The organism is Planctopirus hydrillae, assembly GCF_001707835.1.
Classification (GTDB): Bacteria; Planctomycetota; Planctomycetia; order Planctomycetales; family Planctomycetaceae; genus Planctopirus; species Planctopirus hydrillae.
Map to the genome: position 1 here is coordinate 81,983 of NZ_LYDR01000033.1, position 21,497 is coordinate 103,479.

Consider the following 21,497-nt stretch of genomic DNA (forward strand, 5'->3'; position numbering starts at 1 on the left):
ACTTTTCATCAATAACGTTGACTATAAGAGTTATTCTGACATCATGAATATTGATCTTTCCCGACAGATGAATGGCTGATAATTGCTTTTCTCGTGGCTTGAGATGCCAGCGATTCACACAGAATCGCACAATCCCGGTGCGACCCTGCGCGCAATAAGTGCAACTACCAACATACGTCGTCACAAGAATCACAAGCCATAGCAATATCTGTCTCAACAATCGAACGGATACTCTTCTTAACTCCCTGCGCCATCAACAAATGAATCTTGTTTGCAAATGCAGCTTGTGATCACAACATTCATAACCACTCTGATACTCTTGGTGTCTGACAACTCTCCTCACACGCTGATAGGGAATTCCTTTCTCCACGCAAGGCGTCGGTTCTAGCCCGATTTTTCGTGCATCCAGCTAAGTCCAATGAACTCCCTCCACATCGCAAACCCATTCATCGCCCTCCAGGTCGACAGCTGCTACATTGTTTTGAGACAATCTGCTCATGCACCGACTCCCAGAGCAAGGTCAGAAAGGCACCACTGACACTTCGGGCTGCGAGTTAACCACGCCTGCGAAACCACACCCCATGAACACCCGTATGCCTCACTGGGCTCAGAAACCCAAGCCGGGAGCCTGGCTGCGGGGGACGCTTTGTGCGTTCACCTTTTTGATTTCCCCCCTGGGAAAATTTGTCCCGCGTCGCTTTGCCAATCACACCTCGGCGGATCGACTCGAACATGGGCTGGTCATTATCCTCCCCGGAATCGACAGCTTCAGCTTTCTCAACCTCGGCACCGCCTGCGGCCTCCTCGACGGTGGAGTCCGCTCGGCCATTCGCACCATCGACTGGACCACCGGCTGGGATTTTCTGTTCCTTTATCATCTCCGGGGAGATCGCCGTAACTGGAAGGTGGCGCAGTTCATCGCGGATGAAATCCGCAACTATCAATCCCGCTACCCCGGCAGACCTGTCACACTCGTAGGGCATTCCGGTGGCGGTGGCATGGCCTTACGGATTCTCGAACTCCTCGGGCCTCAATCCCGAATCTCGGCCGCAGTTCTCATCGCGCCCGCTGTCTCCACACAGTACGACCTCACCAGGGCTCGGCAAGGAGTGACGCATGGGATCTGGCACTTCTATTCGCCGCTGGATGTCTTTTTTGTCGGTGCCGGCACGATTCTCCTGGGGACCTTCGACGGGAAATACTCCCCCTGCAGTGGCATGCTGGGCTTTCAACATCCTTCCGCCAGCCAGGGGGATGGTGCTCCCTTTCACCAGGTCGCCTACGACTGGTCGTTTACCCGCTGGTTTCATACCGGTGGTCACCTGAGTTGTGTCAATCGTGTCTTCGTCGAAGCCATGATTGCTCCACTCATCAAACGATTCGAGCAGGCGGTCTGATACCGATCCCGGAAATCAAATGCGTCTGGCGTGTCGATCAAGCATCCCTGCTCCGAGCTGCTGTCTTTTACACACAACTTTTTCTGCCTATTGATCTGCGCTTGGGCTGGAGACTGCGTGGCTGGGGTCAAACGTCCTCGTTTGCCCCCAGGTTATGAGACATTGATCGTTCTTAACGAATTGGCTTGGAATTCGTGAGTGCATGATTCGGATGCATTCGTGCAGGTGACCTTGATTGGCCAAGAGGCGGATGAAGACATCCGCCCCTTGCCACCCTGCCTGACACCAAATGAGACGTTGAAGTGCGAAGACCACGCCCTTACTCACTGTTTTGATTTTTGGGGCTCCAGCGTCGTGACACCCTTTCGCGAGCCATCCGAGACCAGGTTAACAGCGGTGGCAAGGCAAACGCATGGCGCGGCTTCTTGTCGTCGTGGCTTTGCACGACAACCCGTATGGGTGAGTTGGGCACGAGTTGGCCGGGCCACCCGTCGATCAAGCATGCTTGCTCCGAGCCGGCACACTCGTCGCAATGATCTCTTGGGATCCGTATGAGACAAGTCTTTATTCAAGGGAGCTGAGACCGAACGGTCACAACTCCCGCGAGGTCAATCTCAACAACAATCGCCCCCTGCTTTGAAGTGACCCAGATCTTGGAATCGACAAATGTCTGTTCGAGCCCTGTCGTCACATCCCCGGGACCCTGACTGGAAATCACATGCTGTGGTCGGGCCCACTGGTTCAAGGCAGCCACATTACTGCGTTTTCCCCCATGATGCGGTGCGAGCAGCACATCGACCATGCCTGGTGGTGTCTCCAACAACCGGACAAGCCCCTCACCTTCGAGATCACCGGTCAGCAGAATCACCCGATTCTGGTAGGTAATTTTCGCCACCAGACTTTCCGAATTATCGGTCGTCTTACGCGAAAACAGCGGTTCCTCGCGATTGACCAGAGGCCACAAAAACTCGATCTCCACGTCTTGAGACAGACAGAACTTCTGCCCACCTTGCACCAGTCGAATGATGCCCCCTTGAGAAGCCACAGCCGCCACAGCTTCACCAATCACTCGCTGGTCAGGATCGGCCGCACTTTTCGGCATTCCCAGCCAGCGAATGCTCACATCGCGCGTTAATCGGGGAATGGCATTCGCGTGATCGGCATCGGCATGAGAGATCGTCACGGCATCGAGCTGGATTGATCCGTAATGTCGAATGGCCTGGCCAATGACCCGTGCGGCCCTTCGATCCTGCCCTAAAGAACCCGCATCATACAGCCACATCTTCTGGTCGGGAGTCTCGACCAGAACGGCTAATCCATGCCCCACAGACAGGAAAGTCAAACGTAGAGGCCGCTCCTGAGGCCAGTATCCTAACGCCAGCCAGATCACTCCCAGGCCCAGCGTCAGCATGACCACGCGAACTCGATGCACCCGGAAGAGCAGCATCCCCGCCACGGCTGAGTAGAAGATCAAAGCATATTCCACCGGGAGTGGTGAGAGCACAAAATGACCGTAACTCCATCCAGCCGCCTGATCGACTACGTCGATCAGCCAATAGAGCGACCAGTCGAAAACCCATCCGGAAGGGATCGCCAGCCACGGATGAATCATCCCCAGGAGCAACGTGATATAGCCACTCCAGAGAATAATGGGGACCAGCGGTGCCAGAGCGATATTGAGAATCAGACCAACAGGCGAAATCACACCCGATGTGGCAGCAATCAATGGTGTCGTCAGACACCAGATTACAAAGGTAGCGATCATCAACTGCCAAAGCATTGCCAACCACCTGTGCCCCCGGATCGTCCGCCAGCCGGTAGGAGCCATAACCCCTTCAGACTGATTTTGACTGATCTGTGGTTTCCCCATCGTGCGTGCCACAATCAGCAGCGTGGCTACCGCCAGAAACGAAAGTTGAAAGCCTAACTGCAACAAATCGTGCGGGCTCAGAATCATCAACGTCACCGCCGTCAGCCCCAGGACGTTCAGAGGTTCAACCACCCCTGCCCAGCGGCTACCGAGAATCCAGGCACTTCCAAAGAAAGCCGCTCTCACGACGGGCGGATCATTCTCGGCCAGCATGAGAAACAGCGTAATCGTTCCCAATCCACAGGCAGCCAACCCCCAGGGATGCCGGATCATCCCCTTGGAAAGGGTCATGATCAATAAGACGACCAACCCCACATTCATGCCTGAAACGGCCAGAATATGGAGCAAACCACTTCGTACAAACGATTCTCGCAGATCGGCATCGAGACGCTGCCGACCACCCAGCAAAATGCTGCTGGCCAGTTCGAGTGACGAACGTACAATCACCTGCTCAAGACTGCGTTCTCCCCGTTGACGGAGCCACGACATCCCGCGGCGCAGCCTCCAACTCACCGGAATCCTGTCGCTGGTCTGTACGACCGCCTCAGGATGTTTAACTCTCACATGCCCTACGATCCCCTGAGCATAAAGCCAGTCCGCATAATTGAACTCTCCCGGATTCATCGGCGGTGCAGGACGACTTAACTTGCCGTAGATCCGCAGGCGATCTCCCGGCTGAAAAATTCGCGTTTCACCTTCCACATCGACCTGTACATCTCCAGACACGTGGCGATGCTCACGCCCTGCAACAAGGCTCTCGACGGAAAACACGAATCGTGAAATCACACGTTGACTTGCCGCTTCTCCATTTGCCCCCCGATCTGATTCTGCTCCAACATTCGCTGCTTCCGCAGGTATAGAACCTGAAACCATCATCGCGACGGGCGAAGATTTTGAAAACGAAGAGTGTATCCGCTCCACCAAGACTGTCGAGCGGCAAATCCCCTCGAGGCAAACACCTTGCGAACGCAAATCCGCCAGGCGGCTCAACGAATCCCGGCTCGTCCAGTTCCATGTCGCCTCATGCCACAAGCCAGCCGCACTTGCGAGTGCCAGCAGTGCACCGGCAACCAAAAAGCCAGACGCATATTGAGAGAGTTTACGTCCAGAAGTGTCATGCTTCCGCTGAAGGCTGATGCGCCAGGCTATCAGACAGACCAACACTCCGACGGCACCAGCCAAGCAAACTCCCAGGCCCAGGATTTCCTGCAGAACGATCCCCGAGGCCATAGCTCCTGCCGCGACCAATGCGGGAACTCGGCCCCATAAAACGGATGGCCGACGCGATGGAGGCTCTTCCTCCGCTGGAGTCATTGATCTGGACTGCTGTTCCATGACGAAATCGCTCTGCCTCTCCTTTGTCAATCGACCTTGGCTGTGTGAATCGACCGGTGCTGTAGAACCTGCCACTGCTGTTTGACTCAGTGCCACCGCTGTTTGACTCAGTGCTACTCATTCCAAAGAGTGCCCGAGGCCAGTCAACAGCACTGTTGAAGCAACTTCCCTCACAAACCTGTAAGAATCTGTGTGCCTGCTGACTATACTCAGAGGAGTCTGGTTGGAGGAACATTTGTTCCGCAGATTCATTCACCCGACCGCCAGAATGAAAATGATCGCTGTCAACACCTTATGCCCCGACGACATCACATGATGGAGAGACCATGCGTCTGGCGATGATTACTGCCGGTGGCGCAGGCATGTTCTGCGGCTCCTGCCTGCACGACAGTACCTGGGCCAAATCGATGATGGCCCGCGGGCACGAAGCCACGCTGATTCCCTGCTACACACCACTCACACTCGACGACGAACCGCCGACAACCTCTCGCATCTTTATTGGAGGTATTAATCTCTATCTCGAACAGAAGTATCCTTTAATCAGCAGGCTCCCGGGCTGGACACGCAAGTGGCTCGATCATCCACAGATTCTCTCTTTGGCCTCGCGTTTTTCGGTCAGTAATGAGGCGAAAGAGCTTGGCGAACTCGCTCTTTCGATGCTACGTGGTGCCCATGGGCCACATACGAACAGCTTTGAAGAGCTCGCCAGCTTTATCGTCAACGAGTATCGCCCGGACGCTGTTTTCTTCAGTAATGCCCTGATGAGCGGGCCCCTGGTCAATCTGCGGAGCCGCTTTAGCGGGCCGATCTTCTGCATGCTGCAAGGAGACGACATCTTCCTCGATGGCCTCCTCCCGGAGTATCGCGAACAAGCGATCGAGCAGATCACCGCCAATGCCAGCCTGTTTGATGCCTATATTACCCAGAGTGATTACTACGCCCGGCACATGTCGACCATGCTCAACCTCGATCTGCAGAAATTCGCCCGGCTTCCCCTAGCTGTCGATACCTCACGCCTGATGGAACAGGTCGAACATGGCGCCTCATTTCCTGCTCGCAGCCAGCGGCCTGTCATTGGATATTTTGCCCGGATCTGCCCTGAAAAAGGCCTCCATCAACTCATTGAAGCGGGCCTGATTCTCGCCAAACGTGGCCTTGATTTTGAGATTCGTGCCGCCGGCTATCTTCCCCCTTCGCAGCGAGATTATCTTCAGGCAGTCCAGCATCGCGCCAACCCACTGAAAGACCGCTTTCGATACGAAGGGAGTCCACCTTCGATTCAGGGAAAGAATGCCTTTCTCCGTTCGATCGATCTCTTTTCTGTTCCGACGACCTATCGTGAGCCCAAAGGGATTTTTCTGCTCGAAGCGTGGGCTCACCGTCTGCCAGTCGTTCAACCAGCTCATGGTGCATTCCCGGAGATTGTTCCTGCAGATGGCTATTCACAAGCTGGCGGGCTGCTCTTTTCGCCTGATAACCCTGTTGATCTCGCTGATCAACTTGAACAGCTTCTCTGCTCACCGGAATTACGAACGCAAATGGGCGCTGCCGGTTTTGCGAAACTTCATCATCACCACGATCTGACAGCTCTCGGCCAGGCGACTGAAGAACTCCTCTCAGGCTGGTTGCTCAAACAGCAGTCTGGACAAACTTCGGCCACATAAACTTGAGATTTCTCTACGAGAAATCAGTTCACACAGGCGGAAATCTGTTAGAAACCTGACGAGATCCAGGTAATTCCATCAGGCACAGATTTCGCTTTCGTTGAAATTCGAGTGATTCAACAATCCGTGAATCCTGCAGATTCCGTGTTAGATCCACCAAAGTTAGATTCACCAGAAAAGGATTATCCATGCATCCCACCAAGAACGACCTGCCCGAACATGTCCGTTTTGCCATGGTCGAGTTATTGAACTCACAACTGGCAGTGGCCATCGACCTGGCACTGCAGACCAAGCAGGCCCACTGGAATGTGAAGGGGCCGCATTTCATGCAGTTGCATCTCTTCTTCGATGGACTGCGTGATCTTGTGGATGGCTTTGTTGATGACATTGCTGAGCGGGCTGTCGCTTTGGGTGGTACTGCCTATGGGACGACTCAGTACGTTGCCAAAGCCACGACACTTCCCGAATACTCAACGAGTATCACTTCGGGCAAGGATCATCTGCAGGCTCTGGTGACTGCCTTTGCCTACTTCGGCAAAGCGGCCCGAGCCGCCATCGAGACTGCGGATGAAGCGGGCGATGCCGATACGGCCGACCTCTTCACAGGCATCTCCCGTGAAACCGATAAGCAGTTGTGGTTCCTCGAATCGCATTTGATCGGGTAATCACAATGGCCCCGTAAGTGACCGGAACATCTTAAAGTCAGCAGCAGCATGGCCAACAATTGACTGGCCATGCTGCTTTTTTATTTCGTTTTCGAATGCGTTGATTTAGATTCATCGTCATGACAGATGGCTGCTCGCGCCATAATTTTTTCAAGCACTTTCATCGTTGATTTGTGATCCATCCGACAACGAACAATCTCAGGCCCCAAACGAAATGATCCATTGTCAGATATCGTTCCTGAAAAAAGTCTCACGATTAGACACTTCTCCGCGACTTATTCTGGCTCTACTCAGTCTTCTCACGACTGATCTGCTTGCCAGCGAGGTATCTCCGGCTCCCCAAGCCTCATCAGACACAGCCTCAGCAGCCAGAACTCTCAGCGAAGCAGAACTCGATGCTCTGACCCGCGAGATTCATTTCTCGGGCATGCTCTTCGACGGACATAACGATCTCCCCTGGCAGATCCATAAACTCGCCAAAGGTTCTGTCGATCGACTCGATCTCACGGTGCCGCAACCGTTGCTCCATACCGATTTTCCGAAATTGAAACAGTCGGGGTTAAAGGCTCAGTTCTGGTCGGTTTATGTTCCCGCCGACACTTACCAGCAGGGCACTTCTCTGACGCAAACTCTCGAACAGATCCAGATTGTCCGGAAGCTCGCTCAGAAGTATCCCGATCAACTCGAACTGGCCTACTCTTCAGCCGATATCGAACGAATTGTCGCGCAAGGGAAAATCGCCTCACTCATGGGAGCGGAAGGAGGCTATTCCATTCAATGTTCGATCCCCATTTTGCAGCAACTTTATCGTGAGGGCGTTCGCTACATGACGTTAACCCATTCGAAGACGATCGAATGGGCCGATTCCGCCACTGATCAACCGCAACATGGAGGTCTCACTCCGTTTGGCGAAGAAGTCGTCCGCGAAATGAATCGACTGGGAATGCTCGTTGATCTTTCGCATGTCTCCGAAGAGACAATGCTCGATGCACTCGACATCACGAAAGCCCCCGTCATCTTCTCCCATTCCTCTGCCAAAGCGATCTGCAATCACCCGCGCAATGTCTCCGACGCGGTTCTCAAACGAGTCACCGCCAATGGCGGCATCGTCATGGTCAATTTCATGTCCGGCTACATCGTTCCGACGGAAAGGCTCAAAGCCAATCCTAAAGATGTCGGCACTCTGGACGATGTCGTCGACCATATCGTCCACATTGCCAAAGTGGCCGGTGTCGAACATGTGGGGATCGGCAGTGATTTCGACGGAGTCCGCCAGCTTCCCCGGGGACTCGAAGATGTCTCAAAGTATCCGGATCTCACAAAGGAACTCATTCGCCGAGGTTTCACCAAGCCCCAGATCCATGCCATCCTCGGCGGCAATATCTTGAGAGTCCTTAAAGAAGCGGAACAAGTCGCGAAAAGTTCGAAACAGCCATAAGTTCAACTGCAGGCAAACATAGCTATACTCAGGCTGGTCTGGGGGCAATGCTGGAAGATGTCAATTCAAGAGCCACAACCACAGCCTCCGCCACCTGTTCCACAACCTTTCGCTTCCTCTTTCGGGCGTGTTCCTTCGGCTTGAATCGGCTGAACTTCAATAATCCCAAAACCAGCCGCTGCAGCCTGAAGGGCCAGCTTGGTACAGTCGGGGCCGCGGCCAGCCAGAACGTAGAGAATCCACTTTTCACGATCCAGCGTCTTCTCCAGATCAATCAACTCCAGATCCAGATTCCAGCTTCGGATACGCATGACCCAGGGCATGAACTCCTGGGCTGACAGCGATTCGAGCTCGCGAATTGCAACCTCGTCATCTTCTGTGGGACGCCGCTGAATGGTGATCGCCGGCAGAGCTTCATGCGGCACGAGGCGCCATGTTTTCGAAATATCTTCCAGCACCCGGCCCGAGAGTGGGCCGCGTGGTGTTTCGAGGATCACGACATCGCCCCGCTGGACAGTGAGACCTTCACTGACAACTGCACGCTCCACTTCAGGCATGCGACCAGCCCGCACCAGCACAATCTGGGCGGATGTTTCGGGCGACTCGGAAGTCGGCACGGAATTTAATGCTGCTGCAAACGAGGCTTCGACTAAAGACGACATAAGAGCCACACACTCACTTGAGTAATTGTTTCAGATTCTTTTTCGCCGACCAATTTTCACGACTGCCAATGACTCTTCCGACACCTGTATTCTCGCAAAAATCGCTCATATTCTCCATCGAGGCGAATTGCGGGCCGTATGATCCTCGTTTCCAGCGACGCAAAAATGTTCCGCGAACTAACGCATCAGATTTGCCTCGCTCTCGCCAATCGTCAATACTGCTGTAAGTCCAGTGTTCGTCAGTTGTTCCAGTAGCCATCGTCGTGACGACGATAGCCAATGTTTGAAACGACGAGAGGGCTGAAGCAGCGGATCTGCTGGACGATCATCACGACAGACTTGAGGCGACATGCAACAACAGATTGAATCGATCGTTCTGCCCAATGGGCTGGCGATTGTTTCCGAAAGAATGCCCGACACACGAGCCGCAGCCTTCTGCTGGCTGTTGCCCGGCGGCAGCGTTTACCAGCAGCCCGGTAAAGCGGGAACATCAACTATTCTGGCCGATCTTCTCTTCCGCGGTGCGGGCCAACGATCAGGAAGGGAACTGTTGGGCCAACTCAGTCTGCTGGGTGTGCAGAACGAAGAGTCAATCACTCCCGCCCATCTGGTGCTTTCCGGAGTGACGCAAGCCCGCAATCTGGTCGAGACTTTGCCCGTCTATGCCGACATTCTTCGCAGGCCGCACCTTCCCGAAGAGGAATTCGACGCGGCCCGCTCCGGGCTTGAAATGACCCTCGCATCGAACGAAGACGACCCACGCCAGAAGCTGACACTGGAACTTCGCCGCCGCACTTATCCTGCGCCCTGGGGCATTCCTGCCGATGGTGAACTGGCCGACCTTCCCGCGATTGACATGGACGATGTCCGCCAGTTGGCGAAGAGTTCTCTTCAGCCACACCAGGCGATCTTCAGTGTCGCCAGTTCATTGGCACTGAACGACCTGCTCCCCACGCTCGAAAAGCTGCTGGGCGACTGGCAACCTGGCGAGATCACCGCACCACCACTTCCTCCGACCACAGGTGGTTATGATCATTTAACGCATGAGTCCCAGCAGACACAGATCGGCATTGCCTACCCGGCAGCAGACTCCACTCACCCGGATTATCTCAAAGCGTGGGCGATTGTCAGCATTTTGAGCGGAGGGATGAGTTCGCGGTTGTTTACCGAAGTTCGCGAGAAACGAGGTCTCTGCTATTCGGTCAGTGCCAACCTGCATTCACTCAAAGGGGCAGCCCGGGTGATCTGCTCTGCCAGCAGTCAGAACGAGCGGGCTCAGGAAACCCTCGATGTTCTTTTAGCGGAACTTCAGCGACTCAAGCTGGGTATTGCCGGGGAAGAACTGGCCCGGTGCAAGGCTCTCGCCAAGAGTTCACTTGTGATGGCACAGGATTCGACATCTTCCCGGGCTGCGTCCATTGCACGAGACTGGTATCAACTGGGTTACGTCCGTACTTTGCAAAGCCTGAAGCAGCAGATCGAAGATCTGACAGTTTCTGATCTTCTTGCCTATCTTGATCGCTGGCCATTGGCGAATCTGCAGATCCTGACTGTCGGCCCCCAACCTTTAGTCATTCACTTCAATCAATGACAGTTCTGTTACGAACAGCGAATCGCCGGGATTTCCCTCAAGCTGTGCCTGAACCAGAATATTTGAATATCGACGTTTTTCTATGACGCAGTACTACCAGCAGAAGCCTATGCTCCAGCAAGCCAAACTTTCCAATGGTCTGACGATTCTGGGCGAGCATCGCCCCAGTGCCCAGAGTGTCGCCTTTGGCTTCTTTGTCCACACAGGTGCCCGGGACGAAAATCATGCCTGCGAAAGTGGTGTCAGTCACTTTCTCGAGCACATGGTTTTCAAAGGAACGGATCAACTTCCCGCTGAGACGGTCAACCGACTCTTTGACGATCTTGGCTGCAACTACAACGCCTCGACCGGTGAAGAAGTCACCACCTTCTATGCTGCCGTCCTGCCAGAATACTTTGAAACGGTCTTCCCGCTTCAAGCGGCCATTCTCTTCCCCAGCCTGCGCGAAGACGACTTTACCACTGAGAAACAGGTGATTCTGGAAGAAATCGCCGAGTATGCCGATCAACCGGTTTACGTCGCCTACGACCATGTCATGCAGCTTCATTTCCGCGAGCATCCCTTGGGTCAACCGATCCTTGGCACTCCGCAGAGCATTCAGTCTTTGACGGCTGAGCAGATGAAGACCTACCACCGCGAGCATTACCTCGCAGGGAACATCGCGCTCGTTATTGCCGGGAATTTTGACTGGAATCAGATTCTGGAACTGGCTTCGAAAGAGTGCGGTCACTGGCCCGCTGGGGAAACCGCACATCCTTGTCGCTGTGCTGCTCCGGCAGCACAAACAGTCGTTATCCCAAAACCGGCTCTCCAGCAGCAGCACATCATGTCGATCTCTCCAGCCCCGGATTCGTGCCATCGACTTCGATATGCCGCCGAGATGGTCTCCATTATTGTTGGCGACGATTCGAACAGCCGCCTCTATTGGGAACTGGTTGACCCGGGCTTAACGGATATCGCCGAGATCTCTTACAGCGACTACCAAGGTTGTGGCACATGGCTGACTTATCTCTGCTGCGATCCCGAAGTCGCTGAAGAAAACTGGCAAGCCGTTCGCAAAGTGCTCGATGAACTGAAAACGAAACCAATCACCGTCGAGGAGATGGAGCAGGCGCGCAATCTGCTGGCGACAAGGCTGGTTTCGCGTGGCGAGCAACCGATGCACCGGATGCTGGCCATTGGCCAGAACTGGCACTCCCGGATGGAATACCGTTCTCTCGACGATGAACTGGCAGCACTTGATCAGGTGACGATGGATGATTTGCAAAATGTCATTCGCGAGTTCCCACTCCTGTTGACATCCACGGTCTCTGTCGGTCCGAACACGGCCATACTTTAAGGATGCCGCTTCCATGGTCGAGACAATTCGCAAGCCCCCCTTGTCACTCGAGGCGAGTTTATCGACGCTGATTGTCTGCGATCTGCAAACCAGATTGTTACCAGTTATTCATCAGTCGGAACGAATCGTTCGGCGGGTCGAAGTTCTGGTGCAAGCCGCAGCCTGCTGGCCAATCCCCATCATCGCCACTGAGCAATACCCGGAAAAGCTGGGATCAACCATCGAAAGCCTGCAAAGCTCATGCACTCAGGTGCTTTCCAAACTCGAATTCAGTGGCTGGTCGGCTCTCAATTGGAAGCCCGCTGATGAAGCGACCACGGAACGAACGCAAATCGTCTTGTGCGGAATTGAATCGCATATCTGCATTCTTCAGACAGCACTCGATCTGCTGGCCCTGGGCTATCAGGTCTTTATCCCTTACGATGCCACCGGCAGCTATCGCCCCGACGATGTTCACTGGGCACTTCAGCGAATGATGCAGGCCGGTGCGATCATCGTTTCGACTGAATCCGTTCTGTTTGAATGGTGCCAGACTTCAAAGGCACCCCAGTTCAAGACAATCAGCCAGCTCATCAAATCGACACGAGGTGACTGATGGCTCCCTTCTGGAAATTCTGGAAGAAAGATCCCGTCGCGAACATCGGTGGCAAAGCAACTGATGCGACAAAGTCGGATCGACCGCCCGTCGATTTCCCGACGCCAGTCCTCTGGCTGCTGGGAAAAACCGGCAGTGGGAAAACCTCGATTATCCGCTATCTTACGGAATCAACCACCGCCGAGATCGGGAATGGCTTCAGGCCGCAAACAAAGTGCACGAACCGCTACGACTTTCCATCGATCGAGAAACCACTGCTGACCTTTCTGGATACACGCGGATTGGGTGAAGCCGGTTACGACCACGAGCCCGATGTGGCATCGCTGGCGACAGAGGCACATCTCATTCTGCTCGTCGTGCGGGCCATGGATCATGCACAAGCCGAAATGGTCGCCCTGCTGCAGCAGATTCGTAAGCAATCGTCACAAATCCCTATCCTCCTTGTGCTCACGCATCTGCATGAGGCTTATCCGGGACAGGATCATCCGGCAGAAATGCTGGCAGCCGAGAAATCCAGCACGGCCCCGGAGGTGCCACCCTGGCCATCAGCACTCGCGAGATCGATCGAGCAGCAACTCGTCACCTTCGGCCAGTTCATCCATGGACACGCTACCATTGACTTTACGCAGCCAGAAGACGGCTTCACGAACCCTTTTCTCGGGGCTCAAGAACTGACGCTCGATATCTGCTCGCTATTGCCCGATGCCGCCATGGTGCAACTCTCCCAACTGCAGCAGTTCCAGCGAGCCCAGGCCGGATTGCCCGCCAATCTCGCCACACGGCTGCAGCGGACACTCTGGATTTACAGCAGTGCCGCAGCCGTGGCTGGTGCCATCCCTGTCCCGTGGTTTGATCTCCCTGTGGTGGTGGGAATACAAGCAGCACTGGCCTGGCAGATCTCGAATGAATATCGCTATCAATACTCGGGTTCGCGAATTGCACAACTGGTTTCGGCAGTCTCCGGCCAGATGATCGCCCGCCAGGGTCTGCGTGAGCTCCTTAAGATCATTCCTTACGTTGGCTCAGTCACGTCATCAGCACTGGCATTTGCGACAACTTACGGACTCGGCCAGACCATCATCTGGGCCATTGAACGTGAACGAACCGGCCAGTTCCCTTCGACTCAGGAGTTTCGGGAACATTTGAAAAACCAGGCCAGCCTTGCAGGAGAAATCTGGAGGAAGAGAACCCATCGAGAGAGTTCATCATCGGATGGGCAGCCCGGCTGATTCGTCACAAAATCCTGTTGAAAAGACCTTTTGCCCAATCCAGAAATCAATGGCGTGTACAGAGTCGATTCAGCATGCTTGCTCCGAGCCGCAAGCATGGCACTTATGCATAAAGTCCTAAACTCTCTCCATTTCTTTCACACTCTTCGCGACTTCGCGCGAAACAATCCCGAAAATCAATAGTTACAGCAGGCCATCGGTCTCAGGATAGCCATACATCAGGTTGAAGTTCTGAATGGCCACTCCACTGGCCCCTTTAATGAGATTATCGAGGCAAGCCAGGATCACGACGCGATCCTTGACAATGCGGATCGTCATATCAAAAAAGTTGGTATAGGCCGAATCTTTAGTGGTTGGAATTCGATCAACCACTCGGACAAAAGGGCTCTCCTGATAAAAGGCCCTGCAGACTTCCAGCAGTTCCTGTTGTGTCGCCTTGGCCTTTGGAACTGCATAAATGGTGGCTTCGATCCCTCGATCCATCGGTGTCAAATGAGGAGTGAAGATCACATCCACGTTACGGCCGCTGGACTCCGAAAGAATCTGTTCAATTTCGGGTTGATGGCGATGATTGCCCACCGAGTACGCACCGAAACTTTCATTGCACTCCGCAAAGAGAATGTTCTGTTTCGGTGTCCGCCCCGCACCGGAAACTCCACTCTTCGCGTCGATGATAATCCCGGTTGGCTCCACAAGCCCTTGTTGAATCAAGGGGGCTAATGCCAGGATCGATGTGCTGGTGTAACAACCCGGGTTGGCAATGAGATTGGTCCCTCGAATGCGATCGCGATAAAGCTCTGGCAAACCATACACAGCCGAACTCAATCGACCCGCATCCGTATGAGCGTGCCCGTACCATTTGGCATAAACTTCGGGATCTTTCAGACGGTAATCCGCACTCAGGTCAATCACTTTCAACCCGACTTCGAGATGGCCGGGAACAGCTTCCATACTGGCCACATGGGGCAAGCAGCAGAAGACGACATCGGCCCGCTCTTTGAGTTGTTGTGGGGAAAGATTCTCTAATGAAAGATCAAATCGCCCCGCCAAGGACGGGTGAATCTCGCGAATCGGACTGGTTTCCGTGCGGCTGGTGATCGCCGTCACTTTGGCGCTCGAATGCCGGGCCAGAATCTTGAGGAGTTCCAGTGCGGTGTACCCTGTTCCACCAAGTATGGCGACGCGTGTCATATTCCTGCTTTCCCTGATACTGACTGGCCCAAAAAAGTCACGATAAGCCTCCAAAGCCAGCCCATCGAGATCGAACTTGTCATCTACTGAACAAAAGACCCGCCCTGCATTTTCAGTGGGCAGCAACTCTGTTGAGCGAGAGTTTGACGTGAAGGATGCCTGCCGAACAGCCACCACAGGCTGCGAAGCTGCACATTTCATCAACACTCTTTGCCACAGTGGAAAAGTGGAAAACAGTGGAAATTTGACGCCAGCCATCCGCAACCGTACCATCAAAGAATGTCGATAAGTCGGGCAGATTATTCTGCCTGGCTGAATCGATCACCCGCCCGCAAGGTTCCTGCCCGCACGACAGCCTTCCCCAGACTGGTCAACACCAGACACCTTCCGCCAAGTCGAGAGGATATGATGCCCCACACCTCCAAGTTCTGGTTTTTGCAAAACCTCACCGTCTGCGTGGTGCTCCTCGGCTGTGCCTGGATGAATTCCTCGATCTATGGCGAAGAAGACCCGCACCACGCCGCAAAAGTTCGTGGACAGGCTCTTTTTGCCCAGAAGTGCGCCAGTTGCCATGGCACGGCCGGCGAAGGAGGAACGGAAAGCTACAAAACTCCCTTGATCGGCGATGCATCGATTGTTGAACTGACCCGCATCATCGATGCCACCATGCCCGAAGGCGAGCCCGAACAACTCGACAAAACTCAGTCGGAAGATGTGGCTCGATACATTTACGACGCCTTCTATTCTCCCGATGCCCAGATTCGAAATTCTCCCTCCCGCATTGAACTTTCCCGCCTCACTGTCAGGCAATACCAGCAGGCCGTCACCGATTTGCTCGGCAGTTTTCGTGGAGGTTACGAGAACACCAACGAGTTCGGCTTGAAAGCGACCTATTTCGATGGGCGTCGCTTCCGCAAAGAAGACAAGAAGCTCGAACGGATTGATCCTGTCGTGCAGTTCGATTTTGGTGAAGGAAAGCCCCTGCCTGATGTCGAAATGGCCAGCGATGAATTCTCGATTCACTGGACGGGTTCGCTCGTAGCTCCCGAAACTGGCGAATACGAAATCATCATCAAGACCGCGAATGGTGTGGAATTCTGGCTCAACGATGAATCCAAAATCCTCATCGATGGTCGTGTTCGTTCAGGGAACGATGTCGAATGGCGAGAGCGCGTCAACCTGTTAGGTGGCCGCCGATATCGACTGCGTCTACAGATGTTCAAATCGAAAAATGCGAAAGAAAAGACGGCCGCGATTGCCCTGTGGTGGCGACCACCACACAAAACAGAAGAGCTGATCCCTTCGCGTTATCTGCTCCCCGCGTGGACACCCGAAGTTTTTATTGTCAACACTCCCTTCCCGCCTGATGATCGCAGTGCCGGCTATGAGCGTGGGAACAGCATCTCGAAAGAATGGGAGCAATCGACGACCGATGCCGCCATTGAAACGGCAGCGTATGTCGCGAGGAAACTCAAAGACCTGGCGGGTTACGGTCGCGATGCCAATCCGGAGGAGAAGAAGCGAAAAGTTCGGGAGTTCAGCATCCGCTTTGTCGAACGAGCTCATCGCAGGCCACTTTCGGACGACGAAAAGGCGCGCATGGTCGATCGCTGGCTCGATGCCACCGAAGATCTCGAAACAGCCGTGCAGCGTATTGTGCTGCTGACGCTCAAATCCCCCAGATTTCTCTATCGTGAGATTGTTGGTTCGCCGAATGACCCATGGAATGTCGCCTCGCGACTCTCGTTCACGCTCTGCGACACCATTCCTGATCAGCAGTTGCGAGATGCGGCTGCCAAAAATGAACTGCAAAAGCCTGATCAGCTTCAGCGGCAGGCAGAACGCTTAGTCCGTACCGATGCCGGCAAAGCCAAGCTGAAGACCTTTCTGTTGAACTGGGTGCGTGTTGAGCATTTGCACGATATCGCTAAAGACTCCCAGCAATATCCCGAATTTACGCCAGCGATTGTCAGCGATCTGCGTACGTCACTCGAACTGTTTGTTGATGAAGTTCTGCAGAGTCATGAAGCGAGCCTTAAGCAGCTTCTTCTCGAAGATCACATCTGGATGAATGGTCCCCTCGCGAAATTTTATGGAGCCGACCTACCTGAGAATGCAGATTTCCAGAAAGTGCGTATCGATAATGGCCAGCGGGCCGGGGTGTTGACTCATCCCTTCCTGATGGCGGGCTTTGCCTATACTTCGACAACATCTCCGATTCACCGCGGCGTGTTTGTTACGCGCAGTGTGCTGGGCCGTTCGCTCAAAATGCCACCAATTGCTGTTTCTCCCGAGCCAGCCGATTTGCATCCCAATCTTTCAACACGTGAACGTGTCGATTTACAGACCAAAGCGGAGATGTGTCGCACCTGCCACAACCTGATCAATCCACTGGGCTTTCCACTGGAATCGTTTGATGCTGTGGGCCGCTTCCGGGCTGAAGAAAAAGGGAAGCCAGTGGATGCGACTGGGCAATATCTCACTCGGGCTGGGGTTGAAGAGAAGTTTGCGGGGAGCCGGGCACTGGCCGAGTTCCTGGCGACGAGCCCGGAAACGCGAGCCGCTTTCACACAGCAGCTCTTCCAGAATCTCGTAAAGCAGGCCTGGCCAGCCTACAGCAAAGATCTCCTGACACAACTTGATCAGAAGTTTGCGGCCTCAAACCTGAATATCCGCGAGCTGGCCGTGGCCATTGCTGTCGCGACAGCCCGCGTTCCAGAGACTGCCGAAACCGCTGCGAAGTGAACACAATATGGTGTTCAAACTCATCGCTGAGCAATCCCCTCGCCATTAAAACTGACGTTGCCAAACAAGAGTGGGCGGAATGGCATTTTGTCGTGAGGCTCCTCGACAATCCGTCCACGAGCTGACCGCCCCACCCACCAACCATGTTCTGGCTGGAGAACCCGATACGGAACCGGCAAAGACGGGGTTGCCATGATGGCGGAAGTTGGCGATTCTTCAAGGATGCGGGCGATTTCGCACGGCAGGGATGGTCGTATGCTCTGATGGGAAGCGGTCGATATGCGCCAGGATCTGAATTCATCAATCGAACCACAGACAGCCTCTCGACAGTCTGGCTCACCACAAACTGACTCAAAGCAACTGAGATCAACACTCGAACTCCATCGCAGAGAAGCACTTACGGCTTGCCTTACGCTGGCTGCCGGGGCGTGTCTGGGGCACGGGATGCCACTGCTTCGTGCTGAGGAAGATGCCGTCTATACGCTGGAAGAGCCGGCTGATGACTTCCGCGTGTTCGGGATTGGTGCACGGATCGAAGTCATTGGCCAGGTGCAGACACAAGACGAAAAAGCGCAGGCCAAATCGCTGCCACTGAAACTCAACGCCGGAATTTCTTTTCGTGAACGCCGACTCCTGGGGCCGGGCCGCGATGCGGAAGCATTGCGTTCCATTCGCGAATACGAACAGACGACTGCCGATATCGTTGTCGCTGGCGAAGCCTCCCGCAGGCAACTTGCTGAGACACTCCGGCTGATTGTCGCCCAGGGCCGCCTGGAAGGCATCGAGCTCTACAGCCTGGGCGGCCCGATGACGACTGACGAAATGGAACTGCTCCAGACGCCAGGCGACACGCTCTCTTTGATTGCGCTTCTGCCAGGAAAAGCCGTCAAACCGGGAGAGACCTGGACTCCGGATTACTGGGTGTTGCCCATGTTCGTGGCTGTCGAGGCTGTGGTCGATCAGAAGCTGACCTGCACATTCGTGGGAGTCACGGGGAATATGGCTCGAATTTCCTTCGAAGGCGAATTGAATGGGGCCATTGAAGGAGCGACGACAAAAGTCACAATCTCCGGAAATCTGGATTACGACCTCACTTCAAAATCGATCGCTGAAGTCGAACTTTCCCAGGTGGAAAAACGCTCGATTGGCGCGATCAGCCCCGGGCTCGACATTACGGCTCGCTTGCGACTACGTCGCCGACCGGCACAGATTCCCGGCCGTGTGGGCGAAACCAAATATGTCGATGAAGCCACCGTCCTGCCCACCACCCGGCAAATGCGCGTGCGGTTCGATGCTCCCTGGGGTCTGACGATCCTGCATGGTCGGTTGTGGCATCTGTACCATGAAACACCGCAGGTGGCGATCTTCCGCAAGATGAAGGATGGTCAGCTCATTGCTCAGTGCAATATCTCGCCGCTTCCTAATGCCCAGCCGGGAAGTCACCTTCCCGAAGCCGAGTTTGAATCTGATATTCGGACCGCTTTGGGTGAGCGATTCCGGACAATGCCCAAGAAAGAGGTCATACCGGCCGCCAACGGACGATTCGTTTACCGCGTGGTGGCCCAGGGGATCCAAAAAGAGCAGGCTCTGACGTGGATCTACTTCCTCGTGGCCGAACGTACGGGGCGCCAGACTTCGCTCCTGTTCTCGCTTGATTCTTCGCTTCTGGAGAAGTTCGGCAAGGAAGACCTGGAGTTCGTCGAAGGTCTGAGCTTTGGTGTCCCTGCGGCAGGCTCAGGTGCGCCCACACTCGCTGTTCCATAAGCCGCCTGCAGAGTCAAATCTGCTGCAATGAAAACTGAGTTCAACAGCAGGGTATTGATCGTTCAAGTACCCTGCCATGAACGAAACGATTACGCGAGTTCTTCGATCTCGGTGATCTCGTAGTTGATGGTGCCGCGAGGAACCTGAATCGAGACTTTGTCGTTAACCTTCTTGCCCAACAGAGCACTGGCCAATGGGCTGGTTGTGAGAATCTTCATGACATCGCTCATGTAGTCTTCTTCACCCGGCCCCACGAACTCGTACTTTTCGATATCGCCGTCGTCGGTATTTTTGACAGTGACACGTGTTCCGAATGCGACAACCCCTTTAGGAAGGGTGGATTTGTCGACGATGTAGCAGCTCGCCAGCTTCGACTTGAGAGAGTTAATCCGTGCCTGCAAACGCCCCTGCTCTTCGCGCTGGCCGTGATACTCGGCGTTTTCTTTCAGATCCCCCTCAGCGCGCGCCTCGGCAATCGCCTCCGCGATTTTGGGCATGTCGTCGTGCTCAAGCTTGCGGATTTCTTCCTTGAGCTTGTCGTAACCCTCGCGAGAGATTGGTTGCAGTTCCATCACAGACTCCACACGGCCTGTGAATTCACAGGCAAATAAGCTTCATATCATGAAAAATGCATGGCCACTCGATCGAGTTGCCATGCTGAAAGACCGGCATTGGAAACGAAAAAGGCAGGGCTGTCGTTCAACAGCCCGCCTTCCTTAAGAAAAGCGTAACACAAAGCCCACCCAGTTTCCACCGCCTGACCTGCCCTGGCAGCTTCGCGCGGCAGAACTGCTTGTGCAGATTACATTTACGACTCAATCGTCTTCCAGGTTCGCTCTTTAGCACTGGAGATCACCGCATCACAAACCTTCTGTGTTTCCAAAGCTTCGCGGAATGTTGGTGAGCAAGGCTTACCTTCTTCAAGGGCTTTCAGGAAATCGGCCACCTGATGAATAAACGTGTGTTCGTACCCAATCTGCAGACCAGGAACCCACCAGTTCTTCATGTAAGGCTGATCGCCGTCGGAAACATGAACCGAACGCCACCCACGGACAATCCCTTCGTCGCCATGATCGAACCACTGCAAACGGTGGAGATCGTGCAGATCCCACTTGAGAGAGGCGTGCTCGCCATTCACTTCCAGTGTGTAGAGTGCTTTATGGCCACGGGCGTACCGGGTCGATTCAAACAACCCTAACGATCCATTCTTGAAGTGACAGAAGAACGTACAGGCATCGTCAATGCTGACTTTCTCGATCTGCCCGGTGAGTGTGTGCTTACGCTCCTTGATGAATGTCTCTGTCATCGCACTGACATCAGTGATCGATCCATTCAGCCAGAGTGCAGTATCAATACAATGGGCCAGCAGGTCGCCAGTCACACCCGAACCCGCAGCAGCCGCATCGAGCCGCCAGAGAGCAGCCCCGCCCTGTGGCAGATCTGCGGAAATGGTCCAATCCTGCAGGAAGTTCGCCCGGTAATGGAAAATGCGGCCCAGCTTACCAGAATCAATGAGTTGCTTGGCCAACGTCACGGCAGGTGCCCGGCGGTAGTTGTACCAGACGGTGTTAGGAACGCCTGCACGTTCAATGGCGGCGACCATCTCTTCACCTTCGGCGGTGTTCATCGAGAGTGGTTTTTCACACAGCACCATTTTGCCATTCGCTGCCGCCGCCAGAGCAATGTCCTTGTGCAGGTTATTGGGAGTGCAGATATCGATCGCGTCGATATCTTTGCGTTCAACAACCTTTCTCCAGTCGGTTTCGACAGATTCATAACCCCACTGATCAGCGAATGACCGCACCTTTTCCGCATCGCGGGCACAAACCGCCTTCAGCACCGGTTTGTACTTCAATGGAAAAAAGTGATTGACCTGTGAGTAAGCGTTGGAGTGAGTCCGGCCCATAAAGCCGTAGCCAATCATGCCAATATTCAGATTCTTCATGATGACGTTCATTGGAGAAATGAATGGAATGCGGGCGACCACCATCTGGCCAAACCTCGTTCAGCAG

The 21,497-nt window shown here is 54.3% G+C and carries 15 protein-coding genes; 10 read left to right on the plus strand and 5 right to left on the minus strand.

Annotated features, from left to right (window positions below; genetic code table 11):
* Positions 1-497 precede the first annotated feature (497 nt).
* Complete coding sequence (locus tag A6X21_RS02685) at positions 498-1,397, plus strand: alpha/beta fold hydrolase (protein ID WP_068845969.1); 900 nt, start codon at positions 498-500, stop codon at positions 1,395-1,397.
* A gap of 568 nt (positions 1,398-1,965) precedes the next feature.
* Here A6X21_RS02685 and A6X21_RS02690 read toward each other — a convergent pair.
* The gene (locus tag A6X21_RS02690; protein ID WP_165603665.1) at positions 1,966-4,581 is read right to left on the minus strand and encodes a ComEC/Rec2 family competence protein; all 2,616 of its coding nucleotides are present in this window, start codon (positions 4,579-4,581) and stop codon (positions 1,966-1,968) included.
* Positions 4,582-4,928: 347 nt separating this feature from the next.
* Between A6X21_RS02690 and A6X21_RS02695 the strand changes: the two genes are divergently transcribed.
* From A6X21_RS02695 to A6X21_RS02705, 3 genes are all read left to right on the plus strand, one after another.
* On the plus strand, positions 4,929-6,266 hold the full coding sequence (locus A6X21_RS02695) for a glycosyltransferase family 4 protein (RefSeq protein WP_068845971.1): 1,338 nt from the start codon (positions 4,929-4,931) through the stop codon (positions 6,264-6,266).
* Between the two features lie 122 nt (positions 6,267-6,388).
* Positions 6,389-6,931: a DNA starvation/stationary phase protection protein Dps gene (dps, locus tag A6X21_RS02700; RefSeq protein WP_083233354.1), complete on the plus strand. Its 543-nt coding sequence runs from the start codon at positions 6,389-6,391 to the stop codon at positions 6,929-6,931.
* Between the two features lie 214 nt (positions 6,932-7,145).
* Complete coding sequence (locus A6X21_RS02705) at positions 7,146-8,369, plus strand: dipeptidase (protein WP_083233355.1); 1,224 nt, start codon at positions 7,146-7,148, stop codon at positions 8,367-8,369.
* A 65-nt stretch (positions 8,370-8,434) separates the two neighbouring features.
* Here A6X21_RS02705 and A6X21_RS02710 read toward each other — a convergent pair whose 3' ends face one another.
* Entirely contained in the window at positions 8,435-9,031 is a 597-nt protein-coding gene (locus tag A6X21_RS02710; RefSeq protein WP_068845973.1) for a hypothetical protein, read from the minus strand.
* A 349-nt stretch (positions 9,032-9,380) separates the two neighbouring features.
* Here A6X21_RS02710 and A6X21_RS02720 point away from each other — a divergent pair, with 349 nt between their 5' ends.
* The 4 genes from A6X21_RS02720 to A6X21_RS02735 all read left to right on the plus strand — a co-directional run bounded on the left by A6X21_RS02720 (position 9,381) and on the right by A6X21_RS02735 (position 13,785).
* On the plus strand, positions 9,381-10,622 hold the full coding sequence (locus A6X21_RS02720; RefSeq protein ID WP_068845975.1) for a M16 family metallopeptidase: 1,242 nt from the start codon (positions 9,381-9,383) through the stop codon (positions 10,620-10,622).
* 82 nt (positions 10,623-10,704) lie between these two features.
* Entirely contained in the window at positions 10,705-11,961 is a 1,257-nt protein-coding gene (locus A6X21_RS02725; RefSeq protein ID WP_240490143.1) for a M16 family metallopeptidase, read from the plus strand.
* Positions 11,962-11,974: 13 nt separating this feature from the next.
* Positions 11,975-12,556 (plus strand): isochorismatase family protein, encoded by a 582-nt coding sequence (locus A6X21_RS02730; RefSeq protein WP_083233356.1) that lies wholly within the window; start codon positions 11,975-11,977, stop codon positions 12,554-12,556.
* A complete protein-coding gene (locus A6X21_RS02735) occupies positions 12,556-13,785 on the plus strand; it encodes a GTPase family protein (protein ID WP_068845976.1) in 1,230 nt (409 codons plus the stop codon). Before A6X21_RS02730 ends, A6X21_RS02735 begins: the two co-directional genes overlap by 1 nt.
* A 183-nt stretch (positions 13,786-13,968) precedes the next feature.
* On the opposite strand, the gene argC is transcribed toward A6X21_RS02735, so the two are convergent.
* Positions 13,969-14,976: an N-acetyl-gamma-glutamyl-phosphate reductase gene (gene argC, locus A6X21_RS02740; RefSeq protein WP_068846041.1), complete on the minus strand. Its 1,008-nt coding sequence runs from the start codon at positions 14,974-14,976 to the stop codon at positions 13,969-13,971.
* 408 nt (positions 14,977-15,384) lie between these two features.
* Here argC and A6X21_RS02745 point away from each other — a divergent pair, with 408 nt between their 5' ends.
* Together A6X21_RS02745 and A6X21_RS02750 are read left to right on the plus strand one after the other, a co-directional pair.
* Positions 15,385-17,721: a DUF1592 domain-containing protein gene (locus A6X21_RS02745; protein ID WP_068846042.1), complete on the plus strand. Its 2,337-nt coding sequence runs from the start codon at positions 15,385-15,387 to the stop codon at positions 17,719-17,721.
* 279 nt (positions 17,722-18,000) lie between these two features.
* Positions 18,001-19,485, plus strand: a complete 1,485-nt coding sequence (locus tag A6X21_RS02750) for a hypothetical protein (RefSeq protein WP_068845977.1) — start codon at positions 18,001-18,003, stop codon at positions 19,483-19,485.
* An 89-nt stretch (positions 19,486-19,574) separates the two neighbouring features.
* On the opposite strand, the gene greA is transcribed toward A6X21_RS02750, so the two are convergent.
* Positions 19,575-20,060, minus strand: coding sequence for a transcription elongation factor GreA (gene greA / locus A6X21_RS02755; RefSeq protein ID WP_196349448.1), 486 nt, complete (start codon positions 20,058-20,060; stop codon positions 19,575-19,577).
* 233 nt (positions 20,061-20,293) lie between these two features.
* A complete protein-coding gene (locus tag A6X21_RS02760) occupies positions 20,294-21,430 on the minus strand; it encodes a Gfo/Idh/MocA family protein (RefSeq protein ID WP_068846043.1) in 1,137 nt (378 codons plus the stop codon).
* Positions 21,431-21,497 lie beyond the last annotated feature (67 nt).

Excerpts from the sequence above, each read along its gene's own strand:
- A6X21_RS02685 (WP_068845969.1), top strand. The coding sequence starts at position 498 with ATGCACCGACTCCCAGAGCAAGGTCAGAAAGGCACCACTGACACTTCG.
- A6X21_RS02690 (WP_165603665.1), bottom strand. The coding sequence starts at position 4,581 with ATGACTCCAGCGGAGGAAGAGCCTCCATCGCGTCGGCCATCCGTTTTA.
- A6X21_RS02695 (WP_068845971.1), top strand. The coding sequence starts at position 4,929 with ATGCGTCTGGCGATGATTACTGCCGGTGGCGCAGGCATGTTCTGCGGC.
- A6X21_RS02705 (WP_083233355.1), top strand. The coding sequence starts at position 7,146 with ATGATCCATTGTCAGATATCGTTCCTGAAAAAAGTCTCACGATTAGAC.
- A6X21_RS02710 (WP_068845973.1), bottom strand. The coding sequence starts at position 9,031 with ATGTCGTCTTTAGTCGAAGCCTCGTTTGCAGCAGCATTAAATTCCGTG.
- A6X21_RS02720 (WP_068845975.1), top strand. The coding sequence starts at position 9,381 with ATGCAACAACAGATTGAATCGATCGTTCTGCCCAATGGGCTGGCGATT.
- A6X21_RS02725 (WP_240490143.1), top strand. The coding sequence starts at position 10,705 with ATGACGCAGTACTACCAGCAGAAGCCTATGCTCCAGCAAGCCAAACTT.
- A6X21_RS02730 (WP_083233356.1), top strand. The coding sequence starts at position 11,975 with ATGGTCGAGACAATTCGCAAGCCCCCCTTGTCACTCGAGGCGAGTTTA.
- A6X21_RS02735 (WP_068845976.1), top strand. The coding sequence starts at position 12,556 with ATGGCTCCCTTCTGGAAATTCTGGAAGAAAGATCCCGTCGCGAACATC.
- argC (WP_068846041.1), bottom strand. The coding sequence starts at position 14,976 with ATGACACGCGTCGCCATACTTGGTGGAACAGGGTACACCGCACTGGAA.
- A6X21_RS02745 (WP_068846042.1), top strand. The coding sequence starts at position 15,385 with ATGCCCCACACCTCCAAGTTCTGGTTTTTGCAAAACCTCACCGTCTGC.
- A6X21_RS02750 (WP_068845977.1), top strand. The coding sequence starts at position 18,001 with ATGCGCCAGGATCTGAATTCATCAATCGAACCACAGACAGCCTCTCGA.
- A6X21_RS02760 (WP_068846043.1), bottom strand. The coding sequence starts at position 21,430 with ATGAAGAATCTGAATATTGGCATGATTGGCTACGGCTTTATGGGCCGG.